Raw genomic sequence first — 17,192 nt, 5'->3', positions numbered from 1 at the left:
GGATTATTATTAATTTGTATAATTAATTAATTAAATTAATTTACTTTGAGGAAATGTAAGATTTAAGATTCAAAAAATGAAAACGTTTCCTCTATCTAAGTAAAGCTTTTAATTTTCACCTAAGGGGGAGAAAAAGTTGAAAAAAAAGAAATGGCTTGGGATTGCTTTGTCAGCTGCTCTTGTACTTGGTTCTTTGGCAGCCTGTTCAGGCAGTAAGGAAACAAGTAAATCTGATGGGGGAAAAACACAAAAGATTACTTACTGGGCCCCTTTCTCTGGTGCTGATGGCCCCAGAATGAAGAATATTGTAGAAAACTACAATAAGTCTCAATCAAAATACAACGTAGACTTTCAGATTATTCCACAAAATGATTATTATAAAACCGTTGACTTAGCTTTTTCTGGTCAAAAAAACAGCCCGGATGTACTAATAATGCATACAGATCAATTGAAAAACTATGCTGATAAAAATCTATTAAAAGATCTTGGCGATACTATTGCTAAAACAGGTGTAAAAGAGGGCGATTACTCAGAAACTGCTTGGAAAGCAGGTGACATTAACGGTAAGCACTATTCCATACCATTAGATATCCATCCTCTGATTTTGTATTATAATAAAGATTTATTTAAAGCAGCCGGTTTAGATCCGGAAAAGGCGCCTGCCAATCGGGAAGAATTTCTGTCATATGCACAAAAACTTACTGTTCCTTCTAAAAAGCAGTATGGCTTTGTTGTGCCGACTTTATGGCCAAACCAATTTATTTTCCCTACGATTCTATTTCAAAATGGCGGGGGGTTAATGAAGGACGGAAAGCCTAATTATAACAGTCCTGAAGCCGTAGAGGCGCTGACATTCTATCAGGATTTAATTCAAAAATATAAAGTTTCCCCGGCAAATGTACAACAAGATGGAGAAGTAACTTTATTCCTTCAAGGAAAAAATGCGATGCATTTAAATGGTCCCTGGATGATGGAACAATGGGATAAAGCAGGAATTAACTACGGTGTTGCTGCTGTTCCACAGCTTGGTACAAAGCAGCAGGCAGTTTATGCTAACGGACATAATTTCGTTATACCTGCTTCGGTAACAGATACGAAAAAGTTAGATGGTATTACTGACTTCTTAAAGTTTGTTGCTAAAAACACAATGGAATGGGCTAAATCAGGTCAGGCTCCTGCTTCAAAGGCGATTTATGAAAATAGTGAAGAATTCAAAAAGATGAAACAACAGCCAATCGTTGCAAGCGAATTTGAATATTCTAAGTTTGCTCCTGTAATTGCGAACTGGGGTCAGTTATCAGAACCGTTATGGTCTGAAATTAACCTTGCTTTATTAGGCAAGAAAGACCCACAAAAGGCCTTGGATGATGCTAATAAAAAGGCTGAACAATTATTAAATAAGTAATGATTAAAGGAGGCGAACAGAGGAAATATTACCTGTTCGCCTTTTATCTTTCTAAAAACGAAGTCAATCCTAGAAAAATGAAATTGAAAGGAGGAAGATTAATGAAAAAATCCAAATGGAAATCACAATTGACCTCGAGTCTGTTTGTTCTTCCATATTTGTTATTGTTCATTTTTTTTCTTTTAATCCCCATTGGATATGGTGCATGGATAAGCTTGAACAATTGGGACTTATTGAATCCCATTCATGAATTTGTAGGCTTCAAAAATTACTCGAAAATATTTGATTCTTCCTCTTACTTAAATGATTTATTTTTTGAAGGATTAAAAAATACCATTCAGTTCGTTGTTTATAGTGTTCCGCTGCTGATTGTAATTGGTCTGGGATTAGCATTACTAGTTAATGCACTTCCCAGAAGAATTAAAGGATTATTCCGTACTATTTATTTTATTCCATATGCAGTTTCTGTTTCAGTTGTTGCAATAATTTGGCTATGGATCCTCGATACAAACAGCGGCTTGATTAATCAATACTTACAAAATCTAAATTTGCCTATTATACCTTGGCTCACAGACATGCCTTGGGCCTGGATTTCACTTGTAATTGCCACCTTATGGTGGACCATTGGTTTTAATATGGTTATCTTTATTAATGCTTTAAATGATGTTCCGGAAGAGCTTTATGAAGCAGGTGCGCTTGATGGGGCCTCCCGCTGGCAAAGATTTATTTATATTACATTGCCAAGTATTAAACCTACGATGTTATTTGTCTTAATCACTTCGACAATAGCTTCCTTTAATATCTATGGTCAGCCATTCTTAATGACACGCGGCGGTCCAGGAACTTCGACAAAAGTTCTATTAATGAACATTGTTGATGAAGCATTTAAGCAAAGGCAATTAGGGAATGCAGCAGCGATGTCTTTATTGATGGCGTTCATTATGATTATTATTTCGGTTTTACAGTTCCGAATAACGAATCGAAAGGAGTAGAAAAGCATGCAAAATAAAACGTTTAAAGTTTTTGTCGTTTTGATTGCGATCATTATTGCCTTAATGTTTATTATTCCTATTTTGTGGATGCTGGCTACTTCGTTTAAAACTGACCAGGAAGCATTTACAGCGGGAATTAAATGGCTTCCTAAAGTGTTCACACTTGAAAATTATCAGTACAGTTTGTCAGATAATCCTGATACCCCTGTATTAAAATGGATTGGTAATTCCCTGTTTGTTGGAATTTCTGGAACTTTACTTGTTCTTATAGTTGATACACTTGCAGCATACGGACTTGCCCGCCTAGATGTACCATTTAAAAAATTGTTTATTAGTATTTTTATAGGATCGTTAACAATTCCATGGGTTATAACCTTTTTACCGCTTTACATGGAATTCAATAAGTTTGGTCTTTTAGATACTTATGCTGTATTAATACTTCCCTATACAGCTAATGCCTTCGGTGTTTTTCTTTTATATCAATATTTCCGAGGATTCCCCAAAGAGTTGGAAGAAGCAGCATTATTAGATGGTGCAAATAAGTGGCAAGTGTTCATGAAAGTTGTTCTGCCATCTGCTCGACCTGTTATATGGACATTAGCTATTTTTACTTTTATGAGCATATATAATGACTTCTTATGGCCGTTGGTTACAACAAATTCCCCTGAAATGAGGACGATTACGACCGGTATTGCCATTATGCAGCAAGGAAGTTTTGTTTCTTCCCCAGGTAGATTGATGGCATTGACATCCATTGCAACGATACCGGCAGTACTATTATTTATCATTGGGCAGCGATCCTTTATTAAAGGTGTTAATCAAACAGGAATTAAATAGGTTGAGCGTTAGAAAGGAATTGAGAGAATATGTCTATACCTCGTAATGAATATCCAAGACCACAGTTGGTAAGGACAAAGTGGGTGAATCTAAATGGTGAATGGGATTTCGCTTTTGATGATCAAAATATTGGATTAAGTGAAAAGTGGTTTCACAAGAATACTTCATTTGATAAGAAAATTATTGTACCATTTGCTTATCAAACAGAGCTGAGTGGGATTCATGATCCCTCTTTTCACGACATTGTTTGGTATGCAAGAGAATTTACAGTGCCGAAGGATTGGCAAGGGCAACGAATCATTCTTCATTTTGGCGCGGTAGACTATCGTGCTTGGGTTTATATAAATGGGCAGTATGCTGGATCACATGAAGGTGGTCATGTATCATTTTCGTTGGACATCACTAATCAATTAACTTGGGGTGTTGAGAAAGTTGTCGTAAGGGTCGAGGATCCATCAACTGATGAAACGATTCCACGAGGAAAGCAATCCTGGGTAGAAAAATCTGCTTCTATTTGGTATACAAGGACAACGGGGATTTGGCAAACAGTATGGCTGGAGCCGGTAAGTTCCACCAATATTTCGAAGCTGGGGCTAACACCAGACATAGATCACGGTGATATTATTGTTGAACTAGAGATCTCTGGTGAATTTGTGAACAAAAAAGCTGAAATAGAAATTAACTTCAAGGGAAAAAGGGTAGCAAGTGATACTATTGAGATTTTCGAGCCATATAATAAGAGGTCGATTCACTTATATAATCGTAAGATTTTTAGGACTTCTTTCCATCATATTGGCTGGAATTGGTCACCTGAGAATCCAAATTTATTTGATATTAAAATCTCATTGAAAGATAATGAGAATCAACAGATTTTAGATGTGGTAGACTCCTATTTTGGCATGAGAAAGGTTCATATTGAAAATGGAATGGTTTATTTAAATAATAAGCCATACTATCAAAAATTAGTATTGGACCAAGGATATTGGCCGCAGGGATTATTAACAGCACCTACCGATAATGATTTTAAGAGAGATATTGAATTGGCACTTGGAATGGGCTTTAACGGATGCCGAAAGCACCAAAAAGTAGAGGATCCGAGATTTCTTTATTGGGCAGATCATTTAGGCTTCTTAGTATGGGGAGAATGTCCCGCATTTCCATCCTATAGTGAGGATGCTGTCGCAAGATTAACCAAGGAGTGGATTGAAATCATCGAAAGGGACTACAATCATCCATCTATTATAGCGTGGGTTCCTGGTAATGAAAGTTGGGGAGTACCCTTTATAAAAGCCAACAAACAGCAGCAGCATCATTCATTAGCTTTGTATCATCTCATTCACTCACTTGATCAAACTCGTTTGGTAATTTCGAATGATGGCTGGGAACTTACAAAAACAGATATTTGTGCAATTCACAATTATAATCATGGCAGTAAGGATGAAACAGCAAAATATGAGGATTTTAAGGAATCCCTTTCAACGAAAGAAGATCTTTTGTGCTCTAAACCTTCCGGCCGCGGAATATATGCTGATGGATTTGACTATCAAGGTGAACCAATCATTTTAACAGAGTTTGGGGGTATTGGGTTCAAAGTTGGTGAGGATAATGGTTGGGGATATACATCAGTAAAGAATTCAGAGGAGTTTGTTGCAGATTACCGGAGAGTTATGGAAGCAGTATATGCTTCTAAAGCACTGCATGGCTTTTGCTATACGCAGTTAACAGATGTAGAACAGGAGATTAATGGTTTATTGACCTTCAATAGAGAGCCAAAATGTGATTTAACGAGAATAAAAGAAATTAACGATATTTGGCATACGAATATTGTTAAGTTATAAAGACTAATGGAGAGGCACTCCTCATTTTTGTGGAGATGCCTCCTCATTTTATTACCATTCGCCGGTTTTAAATATTTTCTGTAAAATTAATGCTACAGCTCCGAGAACCATTCCGGTTTTTCCTAAAGTTGAGCAAACGACAGTAATTTCCTCTTGGGAACTTTTAAATGTATATTTTTCAATCATCTTTTTTAGTGGTAATAAAACAAAATCCCCTTCATCAAAAAGATTCCCTTCTAAAATTATTTTAGACGGCTTCAGTATATTAATCATGTTGGCTGTGGCTAATCCAAGGGATTGACCTGCCTCTTCCAAAATTGTTTTCGCAAAACAATCTCCTTCTTTTGCAGCCTTAAATATCAAGTGAATCGAAAGTACATCATTTTGACTACCATTTAACCATTCCGCAAGAATTGATGTCTGATTAAATTTCAATTCGTCCTTGACCTTTTTAAGAATGGCGGATTCGGATGCATACGATTCCAAACAACCGTTGTTTCCACATTGGCATTTTGGGCCATTTACATTTAAAATTGTATGGCCTATTTCACCGGCAGTGTTAAAAGAGCTTTTATAAATCTCATTATTGATAAATATGCCAGACCCAATCCCTCTTCCAACACTGATGCAGATAAAATCTGGAATTCCTTGACCTTGTCCAAACCAGCTTTCTCCAATTGCCAATGCTCTGACATCATTCTCGACAGTAACCGGGATGTGAAATTCTTTTTCTAATCTTTCCCTAATTGGAACATTCTCAAGATGCAGATGTGGGGAGAAAATCGCTAAACCTTCGTCAGGATTCACTAATCCATGCATTGCAAAGCCAATTCCAAGAATCAATTCTCTGTTAATATATTTATCATCAAGTAAACGATGAATACTCTCAATAATCATATTGATAAATTCTTCTTTAGAGGGCAGTTCAATGATATCTTTTCGAAAATCAGATAATATTTTCCCATCCATTGTTGTCAGAATCACCCGGATGACTTCTGCCGCAGCATAAACACCAATTATGTAGTAGGCTGAATAGTTTATTCGCAGCATTATTGGCTTTCTGCCGCCGGTATTCGTGCTCTCTGCTTTTTCTTCGGTTATTAAATTTTTATCGATTAACTCATTAACCAATGAACTTACAGTTGGCGGGGTTAATTTTGTCAATTTTGCAATTTCTGCTCTTGAAATCGGCTCTCTTAAACGAATCATGTTTAATACTGTTGATTGATTGAGCGATTTCATTTTTTCGAAGCTTACAGTTTTTGCATGATAGCTCAATTTATCATCCCCTTGAATTGTAAAACCTTTTGCATGATTTGTTTGAGTAACATGTCAGGCTTATTACCCTTTTTATATTTCCCATAATAGCACAAACCTTGTTTATTTAATACAAAATAAGACTTATTTTCAAAATGTATTTTAGTAAAAATTAAGTAAAATGATTGTGTAAATTTTACTAATAGCATAAAATAATTTATAGAAGTAAAGATTAATATTTTTCTAAAATGAAAGGGATTGCAATAATAATAACTACTGATTGGGGGATTCCACCATGTACGTAATAACATTAAACAAAACATTCTTAGATGTCTTTGGCGTTTTACCAAAACAAGCATTCTTCGCTCCTGGTCGTATTAATTTAATCGGGGAACATACAGATTATAACGGCGGTCATGTTTTTCCGTGTGCCATCACCTATGGAACTTACGCTGTTGCCAGACAACGGGAAGATCAGCTGATCCGTTTATATTCCAAGAACTTTCCTAATAAAGGAGTAATTGAATTTAACTTAAATGAATTGGATTATGATCAACAGCATTCTTGGGCCAACTATCCAAAGGGAATGCTCCGCTATATCATTGAGGCGGGATTTGTAATTCCCACTGGTTTTGATTGTGCCATTGAAGGAAACATTCCCAATGGGGCAGGTCTATCCTCATCGGCTTCGATTGAGCTGTTAACAGGGGTGCTGGTTAACGGCTTATACCAATTAGAGATTCCCCGCCTCGAGTTAATCAAAATTGGCAAGCGGGTTGAAAATGAATTTATCGGTGTTAACAGCGGGATTATGGACCAGTTTGCTGTTGGCATGGGAAAAAAGGATGCAGGTATCTTATTAGATTGTCAGACTTTAAAGTATGAGTATGCTCCGATCCAGCTTGAAAATCACAAAATTATCATCATGAATACAAACAAGCGCCGGGAATTAGCGGATTCCAAATATAATGAGCGCAGGAGTGAATGTGAAGAGGCGCTCAAACAGCTGCAGCAGAAGCTCCCAATTGAAGCACTTGGACAGCTTTCGGAAAAAGAGTTTGATGAAAATCAACAGTTGATTACCAATGAAACCGTTCGGAAACGGGCAAAACATGCAGTTTACGAAAATGTAAGAACCATAAAGGCCTTGGATGAGTTGAAGGCAGGTAATCTAACAGCATTTGGCCAACTGATGAACCAGTCCCATATTTCTTTACGGGATGATTATGAAGTAACGGGAGTGGAATTAGACAGTTTAGTGGAAGCGGCCTGGAACCACCCCGGAGTCCTTGGTGCTCGCATGACCGGGGCCGGCTTTGGCGGCTGTGCGATTGCGATTGTTGAAAATGAAGAAGTCGACCATTTTATTGCAAATGTGGGATCGGCTTATAAAGAAACGATCGGTTACGCTGCAGATTTTTATGTTGCCAGTATCGGGGATGGGGCAAAAGAAATTGAATTGGAGGAAGTGAAATGAACATTCTCGTGTTAGGAGGTGCGGGCTATATTGGCTCGCATGCTGTACACCAGTTAATGGACAAAGGATACGAAGTAGTTGTGATCGATAATTTTCAGACAGGCCATCGTGATGCGCTTCATCCGAAAGCCAGGTTTTATGAAGGGGATATCCGCAGTCGCGAATTTATGCGATCTGTTTTTGAAAAAGAAAAGATTGATGGAATTCTTCACTTTGCTGCAAATTCTCTTGTCGGCGAATCGATGACAGAGCCGTTAAAGTACTTTGATAACAATGTGTATGGGACACAGATTGTCCTTGAAATGATGCGGGACTTCGGTGTGAAACATATCGTCTTTTCTTCCACTGCAGCTGTGTACGGCGGACAAGAGGTCATGCCGATTACGGAAGAGGCCATAGCAAAACCAACCAATACTTATGGTGAAACAAAGCTGACTATGGAAAAAATGATGGGGTGGTGTGAACATGCATTTGACCTTAAATACGTATCTCTACGCTATTTTAATGTCGCCGGTGCAAGACAGGATGGAAAGATTGGTGAAGATCATCATCCCGAGACGCATCTGATTCCCGTTATTATGGAAGCAGCTTTAGGAAAAAGGTCGGAAATTACCGTATTTGGTGATGACTATGATACCACAGATGGTACCTGTATCCGTGATTATATTCATGTAGAAGACTTAATTGAAGCACATATTTTAGCATTAGACTACTTACAACATGGTGGAGAAAGTAATATTTTTAATCTGGGTTCAAACCAGGGTTTTTCCGTAAAAGAAATCATTGAAACGGTGAAACAGGCAACTGGTATTGATATTCCGGTAAAAATCGGTGAACGTCGTGCTGGCGATCCGAGCAAACTCATTGCCTCGGCTACAAAGGCTAAGCATGTACTGGGCTGGAATCCGACAAAGACAACGATCGAGCAAATCATCAAGGATGCCTGGAACTGGCATCGGCACCATCCAAATGGTTTCCAAAGGTAAGGTGGGAAAAATGATTTACCAATTGATCCAGCAGCTTATTGACCGGGTGATTACAGCGGGATTAATCGAGAAGCAGGATGAAATTTATGCGCGTAATCAAGTCTTATCGCTGCTGCATTTAACTGAGTTCAGGGAAAAGGAAGCCGATTGCTGTGAAATTCCTGAGGATATTCCAAGTATCCTTGAGAGAATCGTTGCATATGCCTGCGAGCAGGGGATGATTGAGGATTATTTGGATGAAAAAGAAATTCTTGCAAGTAAAATCATGAATTGTTTTGTTGCCAGGCCTTCTGAAGTTAATCGGCTCTTTTTTGAAAAATATCAGCAGAGTCCGAAAGCAGCAACAGAGTATTTTTATGAGTTAAGTAAAAATAGCAATTACATTCAGATGAAACGGATCCAAAAGAATATTCAGTATAAAGTGCCAACCGAATATGGCGAACTTGATATTACCATTAATCTATCAAAGCCGGAAAAGGACCCGAAAAATATCGCCTGTGAACGAGAGGCGAAGCAAACAGCCTATCCGAAATGTCTCCTTTGTGTCGAGAATGAAGGCTATGCCGGTAGAATTGGTCATCCGGCACGCTCCAATCATCGGATGATTCGGCTCAACTTGTTAAATAAGACGTGGTTCTTACAGTACTCACCATATATGTATTATAACGAACATTGTATAGTGCTGTCAGAGCAGCATACCGAAATGAAAATCACCCCTGATTCGTTCAGAAGGATTTTGGAGTTTGTTGAACAATTTCCGCATTATTTTCTCGGCTCGAATGCCGATCTGCCAATCGTCGGCGGCTCGATATTATCGCATGATCATTACCAAGGCGGCAATTATGAATTTGCCATGGCAAAGGCTGAGGCCGATTGGACGTTTGAATTGACTGGATTTCCAGCTGTGCAATGCTCTGTTGTTAAATGGCCGATGTCAGTGATTCGGCTGCGTTCAAAGGATACCGGCTCGCTTGTGACTGCAGGAACTCATATTTTAGATAAATGGAGAAACTACCGTGATGTGTCACTAGGGATCTTGGCTTGGAGCGGTGGGACCCCGCATAATACAGTTACCCCGATTGCCCGGAAAAAAGGAGAATTTTTCGAACTGGATTTGGTACTAAGGAATAATCGGACGAGTGAGGAACATCCGCTCGGAATTTTCCACCCGCACGCTGATGTTCATCATATTAAAAAAGAAAACATCGGGTTAATTGAAGTCATGGGGCTTGCCGTCTTACCGGCACGTTTAAAAGAGGAACTTGTAGAAGTGGAAAATTACATTCTTGGCCGAGAAGCAAATGTGGCTGATTATCATTTAGAATGGGCGGAACAGTTGAAAGCCTGTTATGGCGCTGCCGCTGCGGAGGAGAATAGCAAAAAGATTGTTCGTGAAGAAGTAGGGAAGAAATTTTTACGGGTATTAGAGGATGCCGGTGTGTTTAAACGCGATGAAGCCGGAAGGGCAGGATTCAAGCGGTTCATTGATAAATTGTAAATTGAAACTTCAATCAGTGGGGTTTTGCTTGATCCCTGCTGATTGTTAGAAAAAGTTTTGGTTTTCGGAAATTGGGGTGAAGAAGATGAGGATTTCAGAAAAAGTTTTCGGGCAGTATGATGGGCAGACAGTGATGGAATATTGCTTAAGTAACGATTCAGGGATGTCGATTTCTTTCCTGAACTTTGGCGGTGTGATTACCAAAATTATCGTGCCCGACCGTAATGGGAACGTTGAAAATGTAGTTCTGGGTTTTGACCGCTTTGACGATTATGTAAAATGGTCACCGTATTTTGGAGCAGTTGTTGGCCGCGTCGCCGGAAGAATTCAAGGTGCCAAATTCCAACTGGATGGAAAGGACTATTTTCTTACGGCTAACGAAGGCCCAAATCATCTGCATGGCGGCAGGAAGGGTTTTAACTCAAGAGTTTGGCAAGCCGCAACGTTTGAAAAAGAACAATCGGTTGGTGTAAAGTTTTCCTATCACAGCCCGGATGGCGAAGAGGGTTACCCTGGAAACTTGGAAACGACCGTTACCTACCTTTTAAATCATGAAAATGAATTAAAAATTACCTATAAGGCCAAAACAGACCACAAAACGCTAGTGAACTTAACAAATCACTCATATTTTAACCTAAGTGGGAATCTTAAGCGAGACTGTTCTCAACATAAGCTGCAGCTTGATAATGACCGCTTTTTAGAGCTTGGTGCGGATCTGATCCCGACCGGAAAAATATTAGCCGCAGCTGGTACACCATTTGATTTCCGCAACGGTCGGGTGATGAATGAAGGGATTCAATCATGGCATTCGCAAAATGTACTTGTCGGTCATGGCTATGACCATGCGATTGTTTTTTCGAAAATGGAGGAGAAAAATACAATCCTTTTAAGTGAGGAGGAAAGCGGCCGGATGCTGACGATTACGACAAATCAACCATGTGTGGTCTTATATACAGCCAATCAATTAGAAGGGCCTTTTTCCATAGGCGGTGTTCAGGCAAGAAAATATTTGGGAGTTTGCCTTGAAACACAAGGGTACCCAGATGCGATACATCATCCACAATTTCCGTCTGTGATTTTAAATCCAGAGGAAGAATATTATCAAGAAACGAGCTATCGTTTTTCTGTTAAGTGATAAGGAGTAAATGCCAATGGCTACCATTAAAGAAATTGCCAAAAAAGCAGGGGTATCAATTGCTACTGTTTCGCGCGTATTGAATTATGACATGACTCTTTCTGTCAGTGATGAAACAAAAAAAAGAATTTTTGAAGCAGCAGAGGAGCTGGATTATAAGAAGAAGCCGACAGCCCGGAAACAAGAAACGGGAAAAATTGCCCTTGTACATTGGTACTCTGAAAAGGAAGAGCTGGAAGATTTGTATTATATGTCAATCCGGCTTGGGGTGGAAAACCGCTGCCAAGATCGCGGCCTTCAAATCATCAGATATTTTCATGATAATTTAGCGAATCTCAAGCAAGAAGATATTCAGGGACTGATTGCGATCGGAAAATTTAGCCAAAAACAAGTGATGGACCTGCAATCTGCAACTGAAAACATTGTCTTTGTCGACTCTTGCCCGGACGAAGAGAGCTTTGATTCCGTGGTGATTGACTTTGAAACAGCAACGGAGAAGGTGTTAAGCTATTTGCTCGAAAAAGGCCATAAACAAATTGGTTATATCGGGGGCAGGGAAGCTTTTAAAGATCAAACCTCGATGATAGAGGATCCAAGAGAGCGAGCGTTTAAACGTTACTTAACGGAAACAGGGATGTTGAATGAAGCATTTGTTTATACCGGTAGCTTCTCAGTGGAAGCTGGATACAATCTTATGAAGAAGGCAATTAATGAATGCGGTGTTGACCTTCCCACAGCATTCTTTTTAGGAAGTGATTCCTTGGCAATCGGTGCTCTTCGTGCACTTTTGGAAGCAGGTATCGCCGTGCCGGAACGAGTGAATATTATTGGTGTTAACGACATAAGTGTATCCAAATATGTCTTTCCGTCTCTAAGTACCGTAAAGGTGTATACCGAACTCATGGGGGAAACAGCTGTCGATACGCTCCTCGAAAGAATCGGCGGCAGAAAAATTGCTAAAACGATATCGATTGCCACAGAACTTATCATTCGCAACAGCAGCTTTTAACCTCCCAAAAGCATAGAAAAAAACTCACCAGAATCAATAACTGGTGAGTTTTTTACCATTTATAACAAGTGTATATCCAACTACTAGAAAACTGTCCGCCTGGGGTGGACAAAATGATGTATTTGTCTTTTTGTGGTGCCTGACACCCAAACTGTTATAGTTAATAATATTTTAAGAGTAATACAGTTTGAAGGGGTGTAAAAGACTAATTTTTATGATTTTATAGTATTTATAGCGAGTGTGACATTTAGGTGATATTTTTCATGTTTTAAAAAGGTTCAAAATAAATTAACAAAATATCCATTTACTATAAATTCAGAGAGTGTATCATTAGAATTATTGGAGTGTTTTATTTTCATGTTTAGAAGATTTAGAAAAGGAATGGGGAAACAAAAGATGTCTAAGATAATGGCGATTAATGCAGGTAGTTCATCATTGAAATTTCAGCTATTTGATATGCCTAGTGAAAATATAATTACTAAAGGAATTGTTGAAAGGATTGGTTTAAAGGATTCCATTTTTTCCATTACTGTCGCTGGAGAAAAAAAGAAGGAGACCCTCGATATTCCTAACCATGATACTGCTGTTCAGATTCTTTTGGAAAAATTAATTTCCAATAAAATTATTCATTCGTTTTCGGAAATTGATGGCGTTGGACACCGTGTGGCCCATGGTGGGGAAATATTTAAGGATTCAGTTCTTGTAACCGATGAGGTCTTAAACCAGCTGGAGAAGCTTTCTGAATTGGCACCGCTCCATAATCCGGCAAACGTTTCCGGAATTAGGGCATTTCAAAAAGTATTAACAGATATTCCATCCGTTGCTGTGTTTGATACAGCTTTCCACCAAACTATGCCGGAAAGTTCATATTTATACAGCCTGCCGATTAAATATTATCAGGAATATGGAATCCGCAAATATGGTTTCCATGGTACTTCACATAAATATGTTTCCCAGCGGGCAGCGGAAATGCTAGGAAGACCAATTGAGGAACTGCGGTTAATTTCCTGTCACTTAGGAAACGGTGCCAGCATTGCTGCCATTAAGGGTGGCAAATCGATCGATACTTCAATGGGGTTTACTCCGCTTGAAGGCGTGGTAATGGGAACAAGATCCGGTAGTGTTGACCCCTCCATCATCCCATTTATCATGAAAAAAACAGGCAAAACTGCTGACGAAGTATTAACAATTTTAAATAAAGAGAGCGGGCTGTTAGGAATCACCGGTTTTTCCAGTGACTTGCGCGATATTGAAACGAAGGCCAGCGAAGGCGATGCCCGGGCACTGCTCGCGCTCGATATTTTTTCCAGCCGCATTCATCAATACATCGGCTCCTATGCTGCCCGGATGAATGGCGTCGACGCCATCATTTTTACAGCAGGAATTGGTGAGAATAGCCCTACGATTCGCTCAAAAGTACTGACAGGACTAGAATTTATGGGCGTTTATTGGGATCAAAGCTTAAATTATATTCACGGTGAAGAAGCGGTAATTAGCTATCCGCACTCCCTTGTCAAGGTATTATTGATTCCAACGAATGAAGAAGTGATGATTGCCAGAGATGTACTTAGAATTTCCGACGAAATGTTTGTACTCAGCTGACTTTAAGGGGAGACTTTTCCCCTTAAAGTTTCACCGCCTCTAAAGAACCTTATCGCTTAACACACCATGATGATCCAATCGTTGTCCTTAAAAAATTACATTTGCCAATAGAAATGGATTATGTCTATTTTTCGAAAACACTAACCCAAATACCTTTAATAATATATCAATGTTGTATAATGAGATAAATAATATTCTCTATATAAGTGAGCTGATTCGATCATGAATTTGCAAGAAATTATTGATATTAATCTTTTACAAAAAATTCAAGACTCGTATGCAGAATCAACTGGGCTAGCAGCTATAACCGTTGATTTCAAGGGAAATCCAATTGCCGAGTATAGTAATTTCTCCGGCTTTTGTAACTGCCTACGGCAAGATCCACAACTCATTGAGAATTGCTTTAAGTGTGATGCATATGGCGGCTTGGAAGCTGCAAGAAGGGGTACCTTTTATGTGTATAAATGTCATGCCGGATTAGTGGATCTTTCTGTTCCCATCATTGTCAAAGGTCAATGGATCGGCTCGATGCAGGTGGGACAAGCCAGAATTAGTGATGAAGAAAAAGATAAACTTGACTTTATTGTTAAAGAGTCTTCCGGCTGGCAGGAGAATAAAGAAATAGTCGATGAGTATAACAAAATTCCGATTAGTTCTCTTAAAAAAATTGAAGCAGCGGCTGAAATGATGTTTTACGTGATTAATCACATGTTTGAACAGAATGTCATTAACCTTGCCCAAGAAGAGCTGCAAGCAAAGAATCAGCAGCTAATCCAACAAATGAAAGTTCAGGCGGATTTGGAGAAAGCTCTGTTGGACAAGCAAATTCGCGCCCTGCAGCTGGTCGTAAATCCACACTTTTTATTCAATGCACTGAATGCTGTTACATGTTTATCGATTGTTGAAAATGCGCCTAGAACTCAGGATGTCATTGTATCTTTGGCAGATATTATGAAGTACATTTTAACTAATTATAACCGGCTTGTTTCATTAAAAGAGGAACTGTCCTTTATTGACGATTATTTAAAACTGCAAAAACTTAGATTTAAAGATCGAATTCAAGTTTTTTTCAATATTGATGAAGAGATTAAATCTATTGAATTGCCTTCCTTGATCTTGCAATCCATTATTGATAATGCGATTGTCCATGGAATTGAGCCAAAGGATGGAAACGGTATCATTACAATTAAAGGGTATCCTATGGGTCACGATTCGATTATTGAAGTAACCGATAACGGAGTTGGAATCACTAAGGAAAAGATTGCCGATATTTTAGCTGATGGTGAAAATATGATTGAACAGACTGGGCAAATGAAGGGAATTAGTTTACGGAACGTTAATTCTATTTTAATTTCCCATTACGGCAATGATTACAGACTCTCCATAAGTCAAAACGTAAACGGCGGTACAACAGTTAAACTAAAGATCCCAAATAAGTACGATAGGGAGATCTGATATGTATAAACTTCTAATAGTGGATGATGAATCATTAATAAGAGATGCACTCAAACGGATTATTTCGGAAGTAAAAGGAATAACGGCAATCGGGGAGGCTGAAACGGCGGAATCAGCATTAGACCTCTATCGTTCGAATAAACCTGATATGATGTTCCTTGATAGTAATCTTCCCGGTATGAATATTTATGAATGCCTAAAACAAATGAAGGATTACAACAAAAATTGCTTTACTACTTTATTGTTGGACTTTGATTACGTAAACACCCTCCCAAAGACAGTAGAAAGAATGGCTGATGCCACTCTAATCAAGCCATATAGTACGAAAAGTATCATGAAGATCGTTGATCAATTTTTGCAGTGGGAAATGGTTAACAGGCATTCTTATGATAAAATCATTGATAAATTTGTTCACTCCATCATAGAAGAAGACTTTAAGAGTACCAAAGACCAGTTGAAAAGAATTGGCAAGCAGCTTTCTTTACTATATGGTGGTAATTTGAATGAAATACGGGCGTTTAGTGTATCCATGGTAGAACAGTTAGGTATTATCTGTCAGGAAAAAGGCTTGGACATCAAGAAAAAAATCCAATGGCAGGAGAAAGCACAAAATATTATCGATCTCTATACGTTTGAAAAAACGATATCCAATATCGTAGAAGAAATATTTGAGGAGATTATGTCAACTGCCTCGATTCAGGAAAAAAAGGTAATCCAATTTGCGCTTAATTATATCGAAAAAAATTATCAAAAAGGCGTTACATTAGAAGAAGTTTCAGAGTATGTTCACTTAAGTCCTTTTTATCTCAGCAAGCTGTTTAAGAAGGAATTAAAGATCAATTTCGTTAATTACGTTACAGAAAGGAAAATAGAAAGGGCAAAGGAACTTCTTGAAAAAACAGATATGCCGGTCATCAATATTGCCTTATCGCTTAATTATCAAGAGGCGAATTATTTTAGTAAAGTTTTTAAAAAGCTGGTGGGGGTTACCCCCTCTGAATATCGTAAGCAAAAGGAGAAAGTACCTAGTAAAGACATTTTGTTGAAGAAAAACGCCAAGATTCTTAATAATAATTGGTATATTTAGGAAGTAATCCACCCGCTATTGTCGCAGGTGGATTTTTTGTTGAAAAAGACGTTATAGCTAAAAGGCATCAGGACAAAAAAGTATCAGGACGGGACAAAAAAGTATCCTCCTGGCAAAAAATCATCATAGAGAAATAAATGAACACAAAAAAACACCATAACAAACAAGCAAATCTTTACCCTTAGATGCCAATATCCTATCACGAAAGTCCAAATCAATTATTATACGATTATTAATGTAAGCGATTTAGGAATAGCATGAGGTCTGACCGATTACTATTCCATCAGCCTAACATTTTAAGGAGGAACTCCAAAATGATGAAAGAAGCATTAGGAATGGTAGAAACGAAAGGTTTGGTTGGTGCTGTAGAAGCGGCCGATGCAATGGTTAAAGCAGCCAATGTTACGCTAATTGGCTACCAAAAAATCGGCTCAGGACTTGTAACAGTCATGGTTCGTGGTGATGTCGGAGCAGTGAAGGCTGCAACTGATGCCGGTGCAGCAGCTGCGGAAAAAGTGGGAGAAGTCGTTTCCATTCATGTTATTCCAAGACCACATTCAGAAGTTGAAGGAATCTTACCTAAATTAATACAAGAATAAACTAACGGAGGTGTA

At 38.5% G+C, this 17,192-nt stretch carries 14 protein-coding genes; 13 read left to right on the top strand and 1 reads right to left on the bottom strand.

Going from position 1 to position 17,192, the window contains the following annotated elements:
* Positions 1 to 136: 136 nt before the first annotated feature.
* The 4 genes from JK635_RS05105 (at position 137) to JK635_RS05090 (ending at position 5,072) form a co-directional block, all read left to right on the top strand.
* Complete coding sequence (locus JK635_RS05105) at positions 137 to 1,405, top strand: ABC transporter substrate-binding protein (protein ID WP_202652905.1); 1,269 nt, start codon at positions 137 to 139, stop codon at positions 1,403 to 1,405.
* A 101-nt stretch (positions 1,406 to 1,506) separates the two neighbouring features.
* On the top strand, positions 1,507 to 2,397 hold the full coding sequence (locus tag JK635_RS05100; RefSeq protein ID WP_202652904.1) for a carbohydrate ABC transporter permease: 891 nt from the start codon (positions 1,507 to 1,509) through the stop codon (positions 2,395 to 2,397).
* A 6-nt stretch (positions 2,398 to 2,403) separates the two neighbouring features.
* Positions 2,404 to 3,234 (top strand): carbohydrate ABC transporter permease, encoded by an 831-nt coding sequence (locus tag JK635_RS05095; protein ID WP_202652903.1) that lies wholly within the window; start codon positions 2,404 to 2,406, stop codon positions 3,232 to 3,234.
* A gap of 29 nt (positions 3,235 to 3,263) precedes the next feature.
* Positions 3,264 to 5,072: a glycoside hydrolase family 2 protein gene (locus JK635_RS05090; RefSeq protein ID WP_202652902.1), complete on the top strand. Its 1,809-nt coding sequence runs from the start codon at positions 3,264 to 3,266 to the stop codon at positions 5,070 to 5,072.
* A gap of 51 nt (positions 5,073 to 5,123) precedes the next feature.
* Here the strand turns inward: JK635_RS05090 and JK635_RS05085 are convergent, their stop codons facing one another.
* Positions 5,124 to 6,350, bottom strand: coding sequence for an ROK family transcriptional regulator (locus JK635_RS05085; RefSeq protein WP_202652901.1), 1,227 nt, complete (start codon positions 6,348 to 6,350; stop codon positions 5,124 to 5,126).
* Positions 6,351 to 6,624: 274 nt separating this feature from the next.
* On the opposite strand from JK635_RS05085, the gene JK635_RS05080 reads away from it, so the two are divergent.
* The 9 genes from JK635_RS05080 (at position 6,625) to JK635_RS05040 (ending at position 17,177) form a co-directional block, all read left to right on the top strand.
* Positions 6,625 to 7,806, top strand: a complete 1,182-nt coding sequence (locus JK635_RS05080; protein ID WP_202652900.1) for a galactokinase — start codon at positions 6,625 to 6,627, stop codon at positions 7,804 to 7,806.
* Positions 7,803 to 8,792, top strand: coding sequence for a UDP-glucose 4-epimerase GalE (gene galE / locus JK635_RS05075; RefSeq protein WP_202652899.1), 990 nt, complete (start codon positions 7,803 to 7,805; stop codon positions 8,790 to 8,792). The genes JK635_RS05080 and galE overlap by 4 nt, the downstream gene beginning before the upstream one ends.
* Before the next feature lie 10 nt (positions 8,793 to 8,802).
* Entirely contained in the window at positions 8,803 to 10,290 is a 1,488-nt protein-coding gene (gene galT, locus JK635_RS05070) for a UDP-glucose--hexose-1-phosphate uridylyltransferase (RefSeq protein ID WP_202652898.1), read from the top strand.
* An 85-nt stretch (positions 10,291 to 10,375) separates the two neighbouring features.
* On the top strand, positions 10,376 to 11,425 hold the full coding sequence (locus tag JK635_RS05065; RefSeq protein WP_202652897.1) for an aldose epimerase family protein: 1,050 nt from the start codon (positions 10,376 to 10,378) through the stop codon (positions 11,423 to 11,425).
* Positions 11,426 to 11,441: 16 nt separating this feature from the next.
* Positions 11,442 to 12,434: a LacI family DNA-binding transcriptional regulator gene (locus tag JK635_RS05060; RefSeq protein WP_202652896.1), complete on the top strand. Its 993-nt coding sequence runs from the start codon at positions 11,442 to 11,444 to the stop codon at positions 12,432 to 12,434.
* A 396-nt stretch (positions 12,435 to 12,830) separates the two neighbouring features.
* On the top strand, positions 12,831 to 14,036 hold the full coding sequence (locus tag JK635_RS05055) for an acetate kinase (protein WP_202652895.1): 1,206 nt from the start codon (positions 12,831 to 12,833) through the stop codon (positions 14,034 to 14,036).
* 222 nt (positions 14,037 to 14,258) lie between these two features.
* Positions 14,259 to 15,491 (top strand): sensor histidine kinase, encoded by a 1,233-nt coding sequence (locus JK635_RS05050; protein ID WP_202652894.1) that lies wholly within the window; start codon positions 14,259 to 14,261, stop codon positions 15,489 to 15,491.
* 1 nt (position 15,492) lies between these two features.
* Entirely contained in the window at positions 15,493 to 16,578 is a 1,086-nt protein-coding gene (locus tag JK635_RS05045; protein WP_202652893.1) for a helix-turn-helix domain-containing protein, read from the top strand.
* A 317-nt stretch (positions 16,579 to 16,895) separates the two neighbouring features.
* Positions 16,896 to 17,177 (top strand): BMC domain-containing protein, encoded by a 282-nt coding sequence (locus tag JK635_RS05040; RefSeq protein ID WP_202652976.1) that lies wholly within the window; start codon positions 16,896 to 16,898, stop codon positions 17,175 to 17,177.
* The last annotated feature ends 15 nt before the right edge of the window (positions 17,178 to 17,192 follow it).

The sequence above is a fragment of the Neobacillus paridis genome (genome assembly GCF_016765675.1).
GTDB classification, from domain to species: Bacteria; Bacillota; Bacilli; order Bacillales; family Cytobacillaceae; genus Neobacillus; species Neobacillus paridis.
This window is presented reverse-complemented; position numbering and strand designations above follow the sequence as displayed.

Excerpts from the sequence above, each read along its gene's own strand:
- JK635_RS05090 (WP_202652902.1), top strand. The coding sequence starts at position 3,264 with ATGTCTATACCTCGTAATGAATATCCAAGACCACAGTTGGTAAGGACA.
- galT (WP_202652898.1), top strand. The coding sequence starts at position 8,803 with ATGATTTACCAATTGATCCAGCAGCTTATTGACCGGGTGATTACAGCG.
- JK635_RS05060 (WP_202652896.1), top strand. The coding sequence starts at position 11,442 with ATGGCTACCATTAAAGAAATTGCCAAAAAAGCAGGGGTATCAATTGCT.
- galE (WP_202652899.1), top strand. The coding sequence starts at position 7,803 with ATGAACATTCTCGTGTTAGGAGGTGCGGGCTATATTGGCTCGCATGCT.
- JK635_RS05040 (WP_202652976.1), top strand. The coding sequence starts at position 16,896 with ATGAAAGAAGCATTAGGAATGGTAGAAACGAAAGGTTTGGTTGGTGCT.
- JK635_RS05055 (WP_202652895.1), top strand. The coding sequence starts at position 12,831 with ATGTCTAAGATAATGGCGATTAATGCAGGTAGTTCATCATTGAAATTT.
- JK635_RS05100 (WP_202652904.1), top strand. The coding sequence starts at position 1,507 with ATGAAAAAATCCAAATGGAAATCACAATTGACCTCGAGTCTGTTTGTT.
- JK635_RS05095 (WP_202652903.1), top strand. The coding sequence starts at position 2,404 with ATGCAAAATAAAACGTTTAAAGTTTTTGTCGTTTTGATTGCGATCATT.
- JK635_RS05065 (WP_202652897.1), top strand. The coding sequence starts at position 10,376 with ATGAGGATTTCAGAAAAAGTTTTCGGGCAGTATGATGGGCAGACAGTG.
- JK635_RS05080 (WP_202652900.1), top strand. The coding sequence starts at position 6,625 with ATGTACGTAATAACATTAAACAAAACATTCTTAGATGTCTTTGGCGTT.
- JK635_RS05050 (WP_202652894.1), top strand. The coding sequence starts at position 14,259 with ATGAATTTGCAAGAAATTATTGATATTAATCTTTTACAAAAAATTCAA.
- JK635_RS05045 (WP_202652893.1), top strand. The coding sequence starts at position 15,493 with ATGTATAAACTTCTAATAGTGGATGATGAATCATTAATAAGAGATGCA.